At 64.4% G+C, this 18,106-nt stretch carries 14 protein-coding genes; all 14 read right to left on the reverse strand.

Translation table 11 applies throughout. The features are described from left to right. Window positions 1–42: 42 nt before the first annotated feature. A complete protein-coding gene (locus AN936_RS21610; RefSeq protein ID WP_054589879.1) occupies window positions 43–6,726 on the reverse strand; it encodes a hypothetical protein in 6,684 nt (2,227 codons plus the stop codon). A 133-nt stretch (window positions 6,727–6,859) separates the two neighbouring features. Further along, window positions 6,860–8,950, reverse strand: coding sequence for a transglycosylase SLT domain-containing protein (locus AN936_RS21615; protein WP_054589880.1), 2,091 nt, complete (start codon window positions 8,948–8,950; stop codon window positions 6,860–6,862). Then, window positions 8,950–9,438: a hypothetical protein gene (locus AN936_RS21620; RefSeq protein WP_234715677.1), complete on the reverse strand. Its 489-nt coding sequence runs from the start codon at window positions 9,436–9,438 to the stop codon at window positions 8,950–8,952. Before AN936_RS21620 ends, AN936_RS21615 begins: the two co-directional genes overlap by 1 nt. Before the next feature lie 21 nt (window positions 9,439–9,459). Then, window positions 9,460–9,855, reverse strand: coding sequence for a hypothetical protein (locus AN936_RS21625; protein WP_234715678.1), 396 nt, complete (start codon window positions 9,853–9,855; stop codon window positions 9,460–9,462). Window positions 9,856–9,910: 55 nt separating this feature from the next. Then, the gene (locus tag AN936_RS21630) at window positions 9,911–11,728 is read right to left on the reverse strand and encodes a hypothetical protein (RefSeq protein ID WP_054589883.1); all 1,818 of its coding nucleotides are present in this window, start codon (window positions 11,726–11,728) and stop codon (window positions 9,911–9,913) included. Continuing rightward, on the reverse strand, window positions 11,728–12,375 hold the full coding sequence (locus tag AN936_RS21635) for a hypothetical protein (RefSeq protein WP_054589884.1): 648 nt from the start codon (window positions 12,373–12,375) through the stop codon (window positions 11,728–11,730). Before AN936_RS21635 ends, AN936_RS21630 begins: the two co-directional genes overlap by 1 nt. Continuing rightward, window positions 12,375–13,007, reverse strand: a complete 633-nt coding sequence (locus AN936_RS21640) for a hypothetical protein (protein WP_054589885.1) — start codon at window positions 13,005–13,007, stop codon at window positions 12,375–12,377. The genes AN936_RS21635 and AN936_RS21640 overlap by 1 nt, the downstream gene beginning before the upstream one ends. 102 nt (window positions 13,008–13,109) lie before the next feature. Beyond that, window positions 13,110–13,598 (reverse strand): hypothetical protein, encoded by a 489-nt coding sequence (locus AN936_RS21645; protein WP_054589886.1) that lies wholly within the window; start codon window positions 13,596–13,598, stop codon window positions 13,110–13,112. Between the two features lies 1 nt (window position 13,599). Continuing rightward, a complete protein-coding gene (locus tag AN936_RS21650) occupies window positions 13,600–14,043 on the reverse strand; it encodes a Bbp16 family capsid cement protein (protein WP_054589887.1) in 444 nt (147 codons plus the stop codon). A 25-nt stretch (window positions 14,044–14,068) separates the two neighbouring features. Next, on the reverse strand, window positions 14,069–15,091 hold the full coding sequence (locus AN936_RS21655) for a major capsid protein (protein WP_054589888.1): 1,023 nt from the start codon (window positions 15,089–15,091) through the stop codon (window positions 14,069–14,071). Between the two features lie 14 nt (window positions 15,092–15,105). Further along, the gene (locus AN936_RS21660; protein ID WP_149037743.1) at window positions 15,106–15,987 is read right to left on the reverse strand and encodes a hypothetical protein; all 882 of its coding nucleotides are present in this window, start codon (window positions 15,985–15,987) and stop codon (window positions 15,106–15,108) included. Beyond that, a complete protein-coding gene (locus AN936_RS21665; protein ID WP_054589890.1) occupies window positions 15,956–16,264 on the reverse strand; it encodes a hypothetical protein in 309 nt (102 codons plus the stop codon). The genes AN936_RS21660 and AN936_RS21665 overlap by 32 nt, the downstream gene beginning before the upstream one ends. Beyond that, window positions 16,264–17,892: a portal protein gene (locus AN936_RS21670; protein ID WP_420496822.1), complete on the reverse strand. Its 1,629-nt coding sequence runs from the start codon at window positions 17,890–17,892 to the stop codon at window positions 16,264–16,266. The genes AN936_RS21665 and AN936_RS21670 overlap by 1 nt, the downstream gene beginning before the upstream one ends. Before the next feature lies 1 nt (window position 17,893). Further along, window positions 17,894–18,055, reverse strand: coding sequence for a hypothetical protein (locus AN936_RS25175; RefSeq protein ID WP_158500127.1), 162 nt, complete (start codon window positions 18,053–18,055; stop codon window positions 17,894–17,896). Window positions 18,056–18,106: the final 51 nt, after the last annotated feature.

An 18,106-nucleotide genomic window follows, 5' to 3' on the forward strand; every position in this document is an offset into this window, starting at 1 on the left:
GGATGGGCTACGGGAACGGCCATGCCGCTTGAATCGGGCGACCTATTCGGTCTTGCCCGTCGTCAAACCGCGCCACCAATCCCCGATGCCATCGGGGTCGGCATCGCCTTGGCCCACATCAACAAGAAACTGCGCAGCGACCGCCATTTGACCCGTGGTGAGACCCGTGAAATATCCCGTCGTCTCGATCGCGTTGCGGGTGGCACGCTTCGTTTCTTCGCCGCGCGCGATCTTACCGAGATCGGAGCCAGTGTTGATCATGCTCTCGATGCTACCCTGCGCCGGCGTGAAGCGATACCCGAAGCTCGGACGATCGGTCATCTTGGCCCACAGCAGCGGCGCGGCGTCGCGCGCGACCGGGATCGGCCCGAAAATCTGGAACATGATGTTCGTGATCGCCCACTCCGCCCAGCTTTCGTCATCGTCGTCGTCGGGCGTCCGGCCAGCGAGCAATTCGGAGAGGAGCGGCGGAACGACGAAGAGCCACCAGGCGCGCGCGATCAGCCCCGGGACGTCCTGCACCTTCGCGGTCCGGACGTCGCGGCCATAAGTCCGCATGCGCTGATAGAAGGCGGACATATAGGAATAGAACATGGTCAGCAGCTTTGCCGCCTCGCCGAAGGTCCCCCGGCCGGACTGGATCGCCGCGAGGTCCTTGGCGGCGCCGGCGCCCTGCGACTGCCGCACAGCCTTGTCGGCGGCATAGATCGCATCGACCTCTTCCATGCCGCCGGCGATGGCCTTGTCATAGGCGCCGAGCCAGGTCGGGATGACGACGATGCGATCGAGATAGCCGATGCCGTGAAATGCGAATTTCTTGACGGCGCTCAGGTTACGCTGCCCGGCCGCCTTTCGGACATTGTCGCGGATATCGCGGTCCAGCGTGTCCATGCGCGCCGCGACTTCCTGCGATTTCGACAGCACGAAATTCCACGCCTCGGGATTGCCGACGTCCTTCAGCCGGGGAAGAACCCAACGCGCACCGACCCGTTCGATGCTGTTCGAATAGCCGGCCGCCTGAAGCATGATCGTCGTGACACGGTAGCCCATGCCGACGATCGTCGCGTTGAGGCGCGCTTTCTTGATGAAGCCTTCGACACCCGCCTGTCCGGCGCGATCATAGGCCCACTCGTTGGCGATGCGCTGCAACCAAGGCCGGAATTGCTTACGGATTTCCGGTCCAAGGCTGTCGTCGACCGCCTTCATCACCGGCCGGGCTTGCAGGAATTTATCGGCCTGCATGATCGCTTCGCGGTGCGTCAGGTCATGGATCACCTCGCCGACATGGCGGTGGATGACGCCCAGGCTGAGGTGGATCGGCCGCTCGACGTTGGTCCGCTCCTTGGTGAAGCCCTTCGGCGTCGTGGCGCGGGTATAGATCGTCTCGAAAAGGCTGTCGGCCTGCGCTGCATAGCTTTCCGATTCGTAATTGCGGCGCGGGTCATAGACGACGGGATAATAACCGCCCTGCAGCACCCCCCATTTCGTCTGCACCGGCGAAGCGTCGATCTTTTCGGGTGCGATATCGTTGACCCGCTTTTCCATCGCCTCGATGTCGGGCCACAGGCTGTTGATGATGTCCCAGACCTCTTGAACATAGGTCCATTCCGCTTCGGTCATCACGCGGTCGAGCATCGCCTGCACGCCCGCCTCGGACCAGCGGTAGCCGCCGAGCAGCTTGTCAATGTTCCCACGGTTACCCGTGTTGAGCGCGATCGCGATGACCATTTCGCGCGTCAGCACGAACGGATTACCGGTCTCGATGTTGAGCAGTTCGGGGGCAGTGATCTTGTCCGACCAGTTGCGCAGTGTGTCGCGCGGCACCTTCGCGAGCGCGGCGTTCAGCTGGCCCAGAATTTCGGCAAGGCGAATCCGTTCCTTTTCCTGCGCCTCGACGAGCGGGCGGAAGACGATTCGGTTGAAAACGCCGTTGCTGTCGCCGCTGTCGAGCCAGTCGAATACTGTCTCCATCTTGAGCAGCGCCGCGTCGGCGGCCGCCATCTTCGATTTGATCGCGTCCCAGCGCGACGGTTCCATGAGGTCGCTCGGCGCCCGCTGCGGCAGCTGCGCGACCGCTTGCACCGCCGCGGTCACCGTCGCCTCGAATTCGCGCTTTTCCTGCCCATCCTGAAGCTCGCGCTTCAGCCGGCCGAGATGGATGATCTGCCGGACCGCTTCGTCGAGCCCGAGCAGTTGTTCGACGGTAAGCCGCGTCCAGTTGTTCCGCCCGATCGTCGCCTCGAACGACGCCGGTACGACCATGTCATAGCCCTCGGCCTGGCGCTGAGATGACCACTCCTCCCATTTCCCCTGCCGGTTGATGCCCTTTTGTGACCGACGACGCATGTCCACCGCCTCAAGGAGAGCGTGCGCCTGTTCCAGATAGTCCTGATCTACCGACTTCATGACCGCCCTGGAGGCGATGCGCTGCAACCGGTTGCGCGCCGCATCGACCTCTTCGTGCGCCTTTTTCGCCTCGGAATAGAGGGCATTATTCAGCATCTGCTGCTGTTTGGCGCGGAAGGCGCCCTCGATATCGCGATCCAGATAGGCCGCTTCGGCCGTACGCGCCGCCTTCCGGCTCGCACGCGCATAGCGTTGCAGCGCGCCGGGCATTGCTTCGACGCTGACCAGCCCGGAACGGATCTTCTGACGCGCCCATTCCTGCGCGGCGGTATAGGGCGTCGGCGGCTGGCCGGCCTTGCGGCCGAGCACGCGGACCTCAGCGGCGATGACCTCGCCCTGCATCGCGTTATGCACAGCGGCGATGGCCTCGCGCTCGATGCTGCCGTCGGTGAGCGGCTCGCCATACCGGTCGCGCATCATGATATCGAGCTCTTCCTCGATGATGCGGTTGCGCATCGTGCGCTGGTCGCCTTCCTCGCGCGCTGTCCGATGCGCGATCTCCAGTTCGATCAGCGCCTCGACCATCTCATAGCCCGTCGCAAAGCCGGACTGCTCGGCAATTGTGTCGGGGTGCACACCGCCGTTACGCATCAGCGGCGGCACGCCGCGCGGCATCATCTCGGCAGCCTCTTCGCCCATCATCGATACGACCCAGCGCCGATCGATGGGCAGCGCCTTCATCGCGTCGATCGCGCGGAACGCAGGGCGGGCCGCGACGCTCGTATCGATCTCGTCGCGAAGCTCGGCAGCGGTTTCGCGGTACCGCTTCGTGTTGCGCGCGCGCACGTCGCGCACGGTACGGTCGAGCAGCTGCCCGCGCGCCTCGATCCGCGCGTCGGCAACAAGCCGCTGATACGCCTCGAATTCGGCCTGCGTCATATCGGATGCGTCGGTCAGCAGGGGATGCACCGACTGCTCCCGCCCTGCGAGCGCGATATCGTCGTCGGTGGCGATGAGCCGGTCCATCACGCGCCGGATTTCCGGCGTCAGCGGCGAGCGCAGCGCCTTGACGCTGCGATAGATGCTGACCAGCCAGGCGCGGAACTGCTCGAAGATGCTGCGAAGGGCAGGGACAGGCGCTTTGCCTTCCATCAGATACTGCTCGACGCCGCGGGCCCACATCTCGTGCGCCTCGACCGGGATGATACCATTCTCGACCGGATGACCGTTGGCCGCAAACCAGTCCGTCACCTGCCCCCAATCGTCGCGGAGCCGGTTGGTGGCATCTTCCGACAGCGCGTCGGAGCGGAGCTCTTCGAGCCACAGGTGTCCCGTTTCGTGCAGAAAGGTCGACAGATTGCGCGACTTGAACAGTTCGATGAGCGCGGCGCCGGTGAATTCGCCGCTCGGGAAGATGATCCGGCCACGCGGCGACGCCGGGTCGCCGCTTTGTTCGAGGGCCTGAGGTTTGCCTTTCGACCCCAGCGAGAGTACAGGTCGAGACCGCTTCTCCGGTCTAATGCCCGATACTGGTTCGGGATCACGTGCCGGAGGGGCACCCTCGAAAACCGGCAGGCCCTTCGCCTTGGCGTTGGCAATCGCCGCCAGAATCGTATCGTCACCTGCCACGCTCCCGCGGCCCTTCTTGCCGTAGACGCTGGTGACCGTCGCGGTCTTCCCGTTCGGTTCGATGACGGCAAGGATCGGATCGCCGCGCGTGTCGCGCAGCGGCAAGGCGACAACGACACGGTTCGAATCCTTCAGCGTTGTCGGATAGATCGCCCATGGCCGCTCCAGCGCGGCGGCAAGGCCGGTGATGATACCGACATCGACGTCATGCTTGTTCGCGATGGCATGGATTTTGCCGCGACCGATCTGGAAGTTGCCGGCTGGAATGCCATATTCGACCAGCGCCTTCGGTACCGGTCCAAGATCAATAAATCCGCGCGTGCGCGTCCCGGTCCATGCCGCCTGAATATCGTCGCGCAGCCCCGCCTGCTGATAATCGCGCCCTTCCGCCGCGTTGCGCGAGGAAAAGGCGGCCACGGCATTGCGGATTTCGCGGCGCGTGGCGGTGGCCGGATCAAGCCCTTCGTTGGCAATGAGCGTCGCGAGTTCGAGCGCAGCATCGCTGAGGGACGTGTCGACCTCGCTGGCATAGCGAAGCTCGCCGCGCAGTTCGGCGCCGATCGCGTCGAGCAACAGATTGTTGTCGAGCGCGTCTTCCGAGGTCGCGAGATCGCGACCGGCAAGTTCGGGAAAATATCCGGCATCGATCGCCGCGCGCAAGACATCTTCGGGCGCGGTTTCGCGCTGTTCGGCGCCGACGAAACTGGCCTGTCCCGCATCTCCCCGGCGCAGCAGGCGCTTTCGGAACGGCGCGCCGCGGTGCCACGCATCGCCGCCCATGCTCGCGATATCGCCGCCAGGATCATCGACGCCGCCGCGCCGCGCTATAAATTCAAGGAGCGACGGTCCCTGCTTGGCTCCGGCCGTCCCGCGCCGCATCGCGTTGATAACGCGATCCAGCCCATCGTCCTTCTGGCGCAGCGCCAACTGCTCTGGCAAGATCTGGACGACATCGACGTCGTCGAACTCCCGGCCGGAGAGCATTTGCCCCTTGCGCATTGCGCGCGTCTCGTATCGCGCGGTGACCAGTTCGGCCTGCGTCCGCGCGACCGACGGCGTATAGCCAGCGGCCTGGAGCTTTTCGACGACATTGGTGACGAGCCGCTCGCGCGCTTCCATCATCTCGCGGTCGAATTCGTCGATCGCTGCTGCCTGCTCCTCCATGGTCTGACGGAGTTCGGCGATCTCCGCATTGAAGCTTTCGGCTTCGAAGCGCGACATCCCGCCCGGCGACAGGCGCATGTGATCGCGCAGTGCTTCCCATGCCGGCGTTCCCGGGAAGGTGGTGAGCACGCGCTCGACCGGCATGACGACATCGCCGCCCGTCGCCATCGCCTCCAGCGCTTCCTGTTCGATCTCCGACCATGCTTCGGCGTCGAATTCGCCGGACTGCATATATTCCTGGATTGCTTCGGCCGGGATGTAGACGTCGGTGACGCCGCTATCCTCGGCGAGCTCGCGCATCAGGGCAGCGAAGGCGTCCGGATCGCGGTCGCGCAGCTTGGATTTCTGCGCCGCGTCGCCGAACTCGGCGAGGATGGCGCCCTCGCGCGCGGCGCGCGCGGCTTCCCCGCGCTGGGCTGCAAGCAGCGCGGCGCCCTCGGTCACCTTTTGTGCGGTGCGGACGACCGTCGTCGTGGTACCGACGGCGCCGATCGTGCCGAGCAGCGTCTGACGAGCAGCATCCGGCCGTTCGGCGATGAACTCCGAAAGCGTCTTGTCGGGATTGAGCGTTACCCACTGGTCGAAGTCCTGCAGCAGGGTCGCGACCTGCTCCCCGGGAATTTCCGTCACCAGCTGATTGAGCAGCATTTTTCCGAGCGGGGACCGCGCCGCAATATCGCCGAGCAACTTCGCGGCCGGAATACGTTCGGTCAGGGCCTCGACCGTGCCTTGCCGCGCGCCGTAGGCGAGCGCGGAGCCGATATCGAGCCCCGCATCGCGGGCGTTCTGATATTCGCCCGCGCCGACCAGCGTGCCGAACACGCCTGCCGCCGCTTTCGGATCGCGGGTCAGCAAGGCGCCGGCCGACATGGGGATCGATTCGGTACCGGCCAAGAGCTCGCGCGCGATCCAGCTCGACGACTTCGGCCGCCAGTCTTCGGCGGCGCGGGCTAGGGACGCTTGGCGCTTGGCCTGCGCTTCACGCAGGATGCGCTGGTTCTCCTCGAACATCTTGTCCCAACGCGGATTATATCCGGTGTAGGTGGAGATGAGGTCGCTGAAAAATCCCGCAATGGCCGGCTGCGGATCGATAGCGTCGAGCGTATCCGACGCCGCACCGATCGCGCTTTCGATATTCTGGCTCATGCTAAAGAGGCCTGAAATGAGCGACGGACCAATGCCAGTGACGGTTTCCCGCGTACTGCGCCAAGCTTTGCCGAGAAGCGAGAGGCTATCCCAATCGTCGGATGCCGCCGCGGCGCCGCGCGGCTGCGCCACGGCCCATTTGCCGATGGCGGGGTAGCGCTCGGCCATCGCCATGAAGCGCCGAACGTCGCGGCCCTTCTGCGCTTCGGGGAGGCGATCCTCGACGTCGAGCGGCGGCACCCCGATCTCCCTACCGATCGTGGTAGCGCGGCCAACGGTGTCGGGCGAAGCGGACAGGAGCAGGTCGAGGCGGGTTTGACGATCTCGGTCGCGGCGCATCTCGACTTCGACGGGATCGATGCGCGCTACCGGTTGATTGGCGGGCGTGCGCTGCCGATAGCGCTTGTCGTAATAGTCAAGACCGGGGAGGGTGGGGGGCAAAGGGGAAACCTCGTCTGTTGCCCCGGAACGCTAGGGAGCGCTGCGCGGCGCTTGAATCGCGGCGATTTTCGGCTTAAGATCAGGCATCGCACGCCCCCGGCCTCTGTCCTCGGACACGCACACTGGGGGCGTCTTATTTTGCGTAAACGCGGCGCCAATAGTCCGCGACCTGCTCGTCGGTCGGATCTGTCCCATAGGTTTTGCGATAAGCGTCTGCGATCTTTTTGCGCGTCGCGGCGGGAATGTTGCTCGCTCCCATGTCATAGATTGGGCGGGTCGAGCTCCCGCCGTACCAGGTCGTCGTCGGCACCTCGCGCGTCGCGCGCTTGAACAGGGCTAGATAATCCTGTTCGGTGAGCTCCTTCTTGCCGTCGGCGCTGAGCCGTCGCGCATCGCTTTCCATGAGGCCATAAATAGCGACGCGCTGATCTTCGTTGAACTTGCCGAGGCCGCCGTACTTCTCCCCCCAGCTGATCGCGCCGGTGATGCCGCTGCGCATGCGCGTATCCTTGGGCTTTTCGGTGCGCATCCGCGCCTGGCGGACGGCCAGGCTTTCGAGCTCGGCCCGCGTCATCGATCCGGCATAGGCACCGAGCGCTTCGCTCTTGAAGCCCTCGGGTTCGTAAATCGACTTGAGCGTAAGCGCCAAGGCGGTCGGCCCGTTCGCCGGCACCTCTTTAGGCGCTGCGTTCCGCTTGGCCGCCTCCATATAGCGCAGCTGCGCCTCTGGGCTCAGCCGGTCGCGAATGCTCGCCGGCATCTGGGACAGGTCGGTAAATCCCGAATTCTTCATCACCCATGCCGACGCTTCGCGCTCGGCGGCATCCTCTTCACGCGCCTTCAACTGCTCGTCGCGCGCGATTTCCTTATCCGCCCACAGTTTCGAACGTTCGCGGCGCTCCGGCGACCAGCCTTCCTTGTCGGCGAGGGCGTCGATCTGCGCATACACGGCGGCCTTGTCCCATGTGCGAGCCGACTGCTGCGCGCCCGCGCCGCCGCCGACCGCCGCGACATTCTTCTTCACATAGTCGCGCGTTTCCTTCGGCAGACGGGATAGCCAGTCGCCGCCCCCGGCTATCGCGTCGTCGACCCGGCCTGGGCCCGCGTTGTAGGCGGCCCACGCCTTTGCCGGATCGCCTCCATAGCGTTTCAGCATCGCGGCGAGATAATCGCGTCCGACGCGAGTGCGTTCGGCGTCGCTGTTATCCTTGGCGGCCCTGACGCCGAAACCCGGATCGAGGTTGGTACCGGGCATGACCTGCATCTTGCCCTGTGCGCCGGCGGGCGAGGTGATCAGCCGGCCGGAGGCGTCGCGCTCGCGATTGCCCGATTCGCTCTGCGCGGTAACCGCCACCATGGCGTCAAAGCTGGTACCGGCCGGCGCCGCTTCCTTGGTCGCCGCGCCTTCGGGGACCGGCATGGTGCCAACGGCGCGATCGAAATCCCCCTGCGCTTGGCGCGTCAGCAGCGGTTCTTTCATGGCGCCGCGCACGGAGAGCTCGTCGGTGGCATTCATCTCGTCGGCATTGGCCTCGAGATAGATCTGTGCCGTGTCGATATCATCATCGGCCAGCATGCGGTTGATGACATCCTTGTGGACCGCGCTGACCGCGCTCGACGTTTCAAGGCGGACGCGGTCATTCGACCAGCCGTTGAGCGTGCCGAGCTTCTCGACCGATGACTTCATCGTGTCGACGTGGGCAGTCATGAGATCCGGCCGATCCCAGTTCGCGGCGGCATCCTCGCCGGACAGCACAATTTGGGCCTTGAGCGTCGCATCCTGCTCGGTACGCAACTGACGCGTCGCATGCTCGCCGACCTTGACTGTGTCGGCGCCGTAAAGACCGGCGATGCGGTCCGACGCCATGCGGCGCATGCGGTCGTTCGTTGCGGTGCCGAGCGTTTCCTCGCGCAGCTTTGCAAGCGCCTCCTCGGTCGCGGTGCGCTTGCCATAAGCGTTGGCGCCGGTTTCCATCTGGAACTCGGACGTGATCTTAGCGGCGGCAACTTGGTAGCGCTGGGCTGCCTTTTGAGCTTCTGTGTCGTCGAAGCGGAGGTTGATATCTTCCTGCGCATCCGCGAACTCGGCTGCGCTGCGTCCCAAATTGGTGACGCCTGCCCCGATGGCCATTCCGCCCGCGCCGATATCAGCGGCGCGATGCCGCGCGCCCGTCGTCTCGGCTGGCGCGACCTGATTTGCCTGATAGACCTGAACCCGAGGCATCAGCGGGGGTTTCTCTTCATCTTGCTATACTGCGCCGCGCCGCTGAGCGCCGTCGACCCCATGTCCAACGCGCCCTTGATGAGCGCACCCTTGGCCGCGAAGCGCGAAGCGGCTGCGCTTGAACGGTAATTCGAAGCACTGATATCGAAACCCCTCACGCGCTCGGCTCCCTGCTCATAGATGCGGCTGACATCTTCGCGCCCGAGCATATCGGTGTCGGCGGCAACATCGGCGGCGCTACCGAAATCCAGACTCACCCCGTTTGCCGCCTGGGCGACCCGCTGCTCTCCCTTCAGCTGGGCAACGCGCCGATAGTGCGCCAGCGCCTCGGTCTTCGTGTTCTCCGTCGCGCGGAACCCCGCTTCATTTTCGAGCTTGGCATTCTGGTCGGCAATGCGCGCCTCGTATCGCGACGCGGCCGCGCTTTGCAGCGCCGCATAGCCCTGTCCGGCCATCGTCACCGCCGTCGCGGCAAGCGCCAGTGTCATTGGCTCGCAAATCGTCGCCTCCTATGCGCTTCGCTCAAACCCGTAGAACGGGACTCCGCCGATCCGGCGCCGATCCTGCCCTACGTCGAAGCCCCAGCGTTTCAGCATGCGGATCGCCGCGGCATTCTCGACAGACACATATCCGGCGAGCGATTCGCTTGAATCGTGCAGCCGCGCGACGATCGCAGGCCCGATCACGAGCAGCGCCCGGGCGTGCTGCCAGACCACATCGGTGCCGAGGAACCATGGCGCCCCCTGGCCGGTGAGCGCACTGTTCACGACGACGCCGAAGATCGCCTCGGGCCGGTCGTCGACCAGCGCCGTCCACGCCTTGTCGCTGTTGAGGATCGCTTCGCGCAGCGCGGCTTTCGGTGTGTGCCCGAACGCGGCGCACTCGCGCACGTCGATATCGCGCATGCGGCGGGCGACCGATCCGACGTGCTTCGTGCGGGCGAGCTCCAGCCGGATCCGGCTATTCATTGATGATGGGGTCGACGAACACGCCGAGCACGGTCAGCGGCAACGGGGCGGCCTGACGGACGTGAACGCAGACCTTGCCCTGCTGCACATTCCCCGAATTGATCGAATAGTCGCCCGTCATCAGATTGTCGGGGCTACCATAGGTTTCGTCGAGGCGCTGTTTCACATAAACGGTATCGGAGACATCAGACCCGGCGTAGACGCCGGAGCTTCGGTTGAGCGTCAGCGCTATCTCGCCCGCCTGCTGCTTGCGCGCGACATTCCAGCCAGACCCGGGCACATTGGCGCGCACCGGCAGCGTTTCTATATGGACTTCGTATGGCAGGCCGAAAGTCACATGCTTGCCACGCGGAACATCGGGCGGCAGCGTGACCGTACCGTCGATCACCGTGAGGCCCGTCACCGGCACACCGTCGACCAGCGCAGCGACATCGGTCCGGCCGTCGAGATGCCACAACCCCGAAAACGTGCTGCGCGCCTCCTCGAACACGCCGGTGACCGCGCAGTCGAGGAAGCAACATTCCTTGAGGTCCGTCCAATCGTGCGACGCCATGCGCTCGATGAAATAGCGGTCCGCGCCCCCGATCACGCGCTTGACGATAAGATAGACGCGGTCCTCGCCATTCTCGGTGATGGAGCACACCGATTGCACCTCGCCGTCGGTTTCGCAGATCGTCCAACCCCAGACATTCTGCTCCTGCTCCCATGTGAAGCACAGCAACTTGCCGTCGCTGCGCACCGCCCAGATGACGGATCGCGGTTCCTGTGAATAGCACCACGATACGATCGTCATGTCCTTGGGGAAGAAATCGGCGCAGAAGATGCTGACGTCGTCGCTCTTAAGCCCGTCGATCTCGAAGCTGAAATTGATCGTGCGGATGCTCCGGCCGACCGATGGCGCGTAAAACACGACATTGTCGACGACAAGCGGGGGCAGTCGCGAGGACCCGCGGCCGATCTGCCGCCGCGGCGCCTGGCTGGTCGCCGTCAGCACGCCGCCGTTACCGTCGCCATCGACGTTGAAGATCGCATCGCTGGTCAAGGCGAGCAGGCTGGTCGTCGATGCCAGCTGCTCGACGCTGTTGACCCGCCCCGCGACGATGCTGAACGACAGGCTGTCGTCGGGGAGCAGCGGGCGCGAGCGATCGAAGTTGCGGAACTGGCTGCCCCCGCTCCGACTTCCCCAGACCGCGTTCGGCGCATTCTTCGTCCGCGCCAGCAACAGGCGCTGTTCGAACAGCGTTACGGTCGAGGGATAATTGCCGGGCCCGTCGAAGGGGTCGAAGCCTTGCGGCGGCGCCTGGTCGAGCGCGGGGCCGATATTGTCGTCGCGAAAAGTCAGTTCTTCCGTCGTGCCGATATATCCGAAAAACTGGCTGTTGTGCGCCTTGTAGACCTTATACCGCGTCGCGCCGGCCACGGCGGACCATGTGACGGTGTTATAATTCTTCTTCAGCCCCAAATCGTTCAGCGCCGAATCCTCAGCGCTCGCGCGGCTCTCTTGCCCCGTGTCATCGTTGACGGCCGTGACGACATAGCTGTCGGTCTGCGGGAAATAGGCGGCCCCGTCATTATCCGCGTCGACATTGGGGTTGGTCGCGGCTGCGGCGACGCCCGCGGGCGCTGCGAGCGACGGACCGAATTCGATCGGCTTGAAAAGCCAGTCGACGTGCCCGGCGCGCAGAAGCTCCTGCGGCGGATGGTCGATATGGGCCAGAAACATCGTATCGGCAGTCTGCTCGAAATCGACATCGACCAGTTCGGACCCGTTATACGGGCTGCCGACGATATAGGCGCGCGCGACACCCATCAGAATTCGTGCTGTCCGCGGAAGCGGCCGCCGCCGCCGCCGCCGGTCTGCGGCGGATCGGGCGGCGGCACGACCGGGGGAACGACGGGCGGCGGGGGAGGCGGTTCGGGTGTCTCTTCCCGGGTAATGCCGCCATCGGCAGCGGTGAACGGGTCAAGCCCCGTCGTGTCGGCATCGATCATGAACTTGTCATCATCGACAACCGACACAACCTCCCAGAAGCGGCCATTCAGTAGCTCGCCGATCTCTCCTTCGACGCCGGTCACATAGATCTTCTCGCCGACGGCATAGTCGTGGAAGGCCGCCTCGATCTCCGCTTGCGCGGCATTGGTGATGTTGACGATCTCCAGCTCTTCCTCGACCAGCCGGCCGCCGAGCGCGCAGGGCGACATATATCCCTGCCCCATTTCGAGCGCATAGGTCTGGGTCAGCGAAAACTGAAACGGGATGATCCGCGTCGGCTCTTCGCCGTTGATCACCTCGGCGACCAGCCGCCAGCCCGGCCGCTTCGTGACCCCGCCATATTTGAGGACGATGACGTTCGTCCCCTCTTTCAGGCCCGCATTATAGGCGTCGACGTCGAACCGGCCATGGAGATGCTCGGCAAGCACGCCGCGGCTGAAGTTTGGCTGTCCCGCGCGGAACATCAAAACTCTTCCATGATGCCGGCGCGCGCATATTCGGCATCGGAGATATAGCGCGGCGACTGGCGCGGCACCTTGTTCCGCTCGTCGCTGATCGCCTCAGCCTTCGCGAAAGCTGCTTTCTGGATCAGCGTATTTTCGCGCTTGGCGTCCTTTTTGATCGCGTAGCAGGTCCTCGCGGCGAGCTCGATGACGTAAGCCCGCGAGACGAGCGCGGGCAGCTGGAAGTTCGCCTTGCGGTTATAGACAAGCGTCGCGGTCTCGACGTTCGTATAGATTTTCCCATTTGCCATGGTGAAGGCAAGCGGGACGGCCGCCTGGCGCGGGAACGTCGATGGCCCGCCCAGCGGCAGCGCCGTTGCGGCCGGTTCGACGCCGCGGATCGCAAGCGGCGTGACGCAGTCGAACGGCTGCGCATAGGCGAAAAGCCATTCGGCGGGCCGGTCGTTGGGTACCTGTGCGAGCGCCTGATAGGTTTCGGTCCAATGCCATTCGGTCCAATCGACAAGCTCTTCCATGATGACGAAGGCCACAGCGGCGCAGGCGCGCGCTTCGGCTGACGGTTCGTTGAGCGAGGCGATCGACGGCGCCGCCAGTTCGATCATCGCCTGATTGCAGAGCGCGACGGAGGTCATGCGCCGTGGGTAGGGCGGTGCCCGCACCGCTTGAATCGGACGCAAAAAGGGCCGGTCGATCGCTCGGCCGGCCCTTCCCCCTTCCGCCCGGAGGCGTAAGCGTTAGGTGGTCTGCAACGTCGTCTTCCGCGCATCGAGCGCCGCCAGGGCTCCGACACGCGAATTGCCCGCTTTCTCGGCTTCGATCAGCGCATCGATCGCGCCGATGTCGCTCACGCCTTCAAGATAGGTGGTGAGGTCGGGAATGCTCTTGTCGAGCGGACCCGGATCCTGCTGGTTCGAACCCGTAGATGTCAGTGCGCCGGCTGCCAGCTGCTTCTCAAGCTCGGCAATGCGGGCGTCCTTTTCCAAGATAACCTCGTCTTTTTCAGCCACGACCTTATTGAGCTTGTCGATCGCCCCCGCATCCGACCTGCCTTTGGCCGGCGACGGCGTATGATCCAGCCGCCCGATCGGCTTGCCGTCCTTGTCGAGCTCTTCCATCCACTCCCCCTTGGGGATGTTCGTGGTGAAGACCTCGCCCGGCTTGCGGACCCGCACACCGTCAAAGCCCTTTTCACGGGCGCGATAGGTTTTGAATTCGTCCGACATATTACTGGCCCCCCACGAAGTTGCTCGGGCGGCCGGCAACGACGCCCGCGGTGATCTTGCCGGTCGACGGGTTGGTTCCGGTGACGTCGTAATAGATACGCAGATAGCGCTCGTTGACGCCTTCCGGGATATCATCCGGGAACGACAGCTGCTTGCCGGCGGTGAGCTCGGCGAGAAGATAGGTCGCGGTAGCAACCGTCTTCGGCGAACCGAACGCGCTGTCGTTGTCGCACTGGATCGATACGGTCAGCGAGGTCAGATTGTTGAACGTCTCGTTGACGGTCAGCGACAGCGGGATTTTCTTCCCGCGACCGATGTCGCGAACGATCGGCGTCGAAGCACCGACAGGGGTGCCGGTGGCGCCGAGGTCGATGACGTTCGTCGAAGCCGCGTCGGCCGTGATGGCCTGCGCTTCGCCGAACAGGTTGGTGATGTCGAAGATCATTGCGCTTCTCCTTTCGGTCGCCGGCTTACGAAGCCGGGACCAGCCCTTCGGTGTTGAGGATGTTGTCCGATTCGCGGATCGGGATACCGCGCCAGGTCATCACCTCTTCGCCCTGGATTTCCTTCGGCGTGAGACGGATAAAGTTATCGTCGCTGCCGGCATTGGAGCCTTCGGCGTCGAGCGCTTCGAGGATCGTCTTGTTCATGTAGATGACCGTGCGAGTTGCACCGATGATCTCACCGCCATTCTCGTAGTTGGTTGTGTACTTCCGCGCGCCGTGCAGCTTGTAATATGCGCTGCGCATAAGAGGATTGACGGCCTTGGTACCGGCGATGACTTCAGAGACGTCGAGATTTGCCACGCGGCTGTTGCGGCGCCAGTCTTTGACCGAGCAGCCCGCATGCTGGGTGAACATCTCTTCCTTGACGAAGTAGGGATTGCCCTGAGCATCGGTCGCGCGCTGTTCACCCTTGTCCTCGCGGACGATGCCCGCCGAGGTACCGTCGGGCGTGATGATCGAGGTGGCGTTGTCGCCCCAAGTGACGAACCAGATCGAGGTATTGTCCGATCCGGCTCCGCCGCCGTTGACGACGTTGGGGTTGTTGAGCGTGTTGTAACGCGGCGCAATGCCGTGAAACTTGCGCGGGCTGACGCGAACGTCGGAATAGAAGAAGGTTTCCTCGAATTCCTGCCCCATCGATTCGAAGTACGGCTCGGCTTCGGAGAGGCGGACCTTCGCGGGATCCTTCGCGATCTTGAGAAGGCGAGTGTCGACGGTCGACAGGCCTTCGAGAAAGCCAGTGACATCCTCGACCTGCGTCGTGGTCGATTTGCCCTGCGCGATACCCTCATAGATCGCGCCCCAGCTGACCTCGGGCAGGCCGGTGCGGATATTGACGAGGTGCTTCGTGCCGAGGTTACAAGTGATGACGTTTGCATCGCGCATGACCGGATTGAGCGTGTGCAGAGCTTCGACGATCTCGGGGTCGCCGGTTCCGTCACGCTTCATCACGTCGATGAGGTTGAGGTAGGTGTTGCCAATGATCATGGGAAATTCCCCCTTTAGTCGTTGGGATAGAGGCGCTTCGAAACAGGTTCACGCGAGGCGGCCGAAGCATCCGCTCGCACGAAATCACCATCCTCCGACACGAGCTCGCCGAGCTTGGCGCAGATACGGATCATGTCGGGATGGTTGCCGAAGCCCGTCGCTTCCAGCGCAAGCCGGAAGGGGTGGGCCTCGACGTTCTTTTCCTTGTCGGCCTTGACGAACCCGAGCGCGTCGAGCCCCTTGGCGGCCATATGCATCGTGGCGTCCCACTTCGCGCCGCCGATGTCGTCGGCCGCCTTCGCGCTATCGAGCCACTCCTTGCGCTGGGCATTGCCCTTCGCGACGATGTCGCTGACCGTTGCGTCGACGGCTCGGTCCATCAGCTTCGCCGCGAGCGGGACAAACTTCTTTGCCTGATCGTTGGTCAGGCCCAGTTCGCGGAGCACCGGTTCGGCTTCGGCGACCGCCTCGGCGTCGAGCTCGACACCTTCGGTCGTCAGGTCATAGGCTTCCGGTGCGCCTTCGCTGGCGTCGCCGTCACCTTCACCCTCGCCGGATCCGTCGCCATCATCGGCATCGCCGTCTTCGTCGCTGCCATCGCCTAGCGCAGTGCCACCCGAGCCGTCATCGTCACCGGCGCCAGCGTCACCGCCATCGCCAGCATCACCAGCCCCGGCATCTCCGTCGCCTGCACCGGCGTCACCGGTACCAGCATCGCCCGCACCCGCGTCTCCTTCGCTGCCGCCGGAACCCCCATCGCCGCCGCCATGATCGTCGGGCGAGCGCATGAAGCGGCCCATGGCGCGCTCCACGGGCGACATGAACGCGGCGGAGGCGAGAAACCCCGCGCGCAGGGCGGTCGATCTAGTCGGGAATATCGTCGTAGCGGTCCGCACGTTTCGTCTCCTTGGGTTTCGAAGGGGGGTTCAGGGCTGTCAGGATGATTGCGTTGAGGGTTGCCAGCGCCTCGGGAGTGCGCAGGGCCATCGGCTGGCCGCGATCGGCCAATTGCAGCAAATCCAGCCCCAGGCTTCGACGTCCCTCGAACAGAGCGAGATCACGGCTGTCATGCCCATTGGCTGGCTCCCAGATGCCAGCCAGTTGAATCGCTTCAAAGAGGAATTGTCTGAACTCGGGGATGGAGAGCAGAAGCTGGAGGTCCTTGTCCTGCATCAGGCACCGAGCAGCGTATCGAGCAGCGGGTCGCCGCCGACGTCGGTTTCGCTGAGCAGGCGCGCCGCATCGGCGCCGTCCTTAACGGCGGGCGCCGCCGCGAGCATTTTCGCCTGCGCTTCGTCGGTGGCGCGCTGCTGGCGGCGCTTCATCGCGTCGGCGGTCGACCGGATGATCTTCGACGGCGTGCCGGCGCGCTGCGCATATTCGTCGATCGTCTGATCGATATCGATCTTGTCGGCCGCTTCGGGGAAGGTGCCGGAGAGATTGCCGACGAAGGAGACGCTGCGCTCGATCTGGCCGATGCCGACCAGGCGCTGCATCTGCGTCAGGATCGAGACGAATTCGACCTTGATTTCGGCCTCGCGGAGCGCGGGCGGGGCGGGCGGCAGCATGCGCCCGCGCTCCATCAGGCTGAACACGCGCTCGATAACGATCGTGAGCTTTTCGACGCTGACGCGTTCGATCACCGGACCCAGCTGGGTCAGCTTCTCTTCGTTGCGCTTCGCGATCTCTTCCATGTTGCGGGGCTGGATGCCGCGCATATTGGTGATGGCGTTGAAGAGGTCGGCATAGAACAGGGTGTCGACCTGCTCCTTGCATTTGTCGATCTCGGCCCGGATCGCCTCCGGCGCCTGATACGGCATCTGATAGGGCACCACGATATTGTCGCGCTGGACGCCGTTGCCCGTGACGATCGAGCGCGGCTGACCGGTCAGGCGGACATGCGGCGGGACGATCTTTTCGGGGTGCACCATGAGGTCGATGGCCTCGTTGCGGCGCTTCGTCTGTAGCTGGAGCTCGCGGAGCGCCGGCAGCGCCTCCATGCCGGGCGAGGTGCCGTAGACATCGCCGCCGGCGACGTCCCACCGCGGCGCCCAGAACGGCTGCTCGCTATAGCCGGAGACGCGCAAGGTCGCGTCGCGATCGTCGCTCGCGTCCCAATAGACGCTGCGGTAGTTGAAGCGGCCGGCCGTGTCGGGCTCTATCGCCTGATAGATCTCGACGTCTTTCTCGTAATCGCTGCGGTCGAACGCTTCGCGTATCCACGGCTGCACCGCGTCGCCGAACGATGTGACCGCCTGGCGCACCGTCATCGGGCACAGGCGATAGAGCGTGTCCGGCCGCATCGCGTCGGACAGCGCAATCCAATATTCGCCGAAGGTCAGGCTGTGGCAGACACCGCCATGGATGCGATGCTCGACCATGACCGTCGCCTCGGTCCCGAACAGGCCGGTTTCGCCATAACCGGTCTTTGCCGCGCCATAGAAGTTGGTCGAGGCAAGAAACGCGTACATGCGCGCCTCGACATCGCTGAGCCACGCGCGGACGCCCTCGGCTTCCATGAACTCGGATGCGACGGCGAGGGTGAACCACGGGGTTGAGGCAGACGACAGGCCCGACGCCATGCCATGGGTGAGGGTGCGCGCCGCTATGATGCCGTGCGGATCGAGCAGGCGATTATTGGCCTGCCGGCGCCGAATACCCTTGTTCCGCTCGGTCGCGAGAAAGCGGGAGCGGGCGGGCTGCGCGAATCGCGCAATGTCGCGGACCTCCGCCTCATAGTCCTGGCGGATGGTCTTCATCCCCGCCAGGCGGGTTTCGCAGTCCTGACGGAGCGATGCCATCTCAGCCGAGCGTCGGGCTGGCCGCGTTCGGACTGCCGAGCGCGCCCTGCGGGCTGGTGATGATGCCGGCCATGATGGCGCGGCGGCGCTTCGACGAATCCTTGGTAAGGTCCAGCCCCTCATCCGGCAGCTTCATCGACTGCCGTTCCGGCTGTGTCGGCATATCGGGGGCTTTGGGGGTGCACATGCCAGCGGCTCTCCTTTGTCGGGAGAG

The sequence above is a fragment of the Sphingopyxis macrogoltabida genome (genome assembly GCF_001307295.1).
GTDB classification, from domain to species: domain Bacteria; phylum Pseudomonadota; class Alphaproteobacteria; order Sphingomonadales; family Sphingomonadaceae; genus Sphingopyxis; species Sphingopyxis macrogoltabida_B.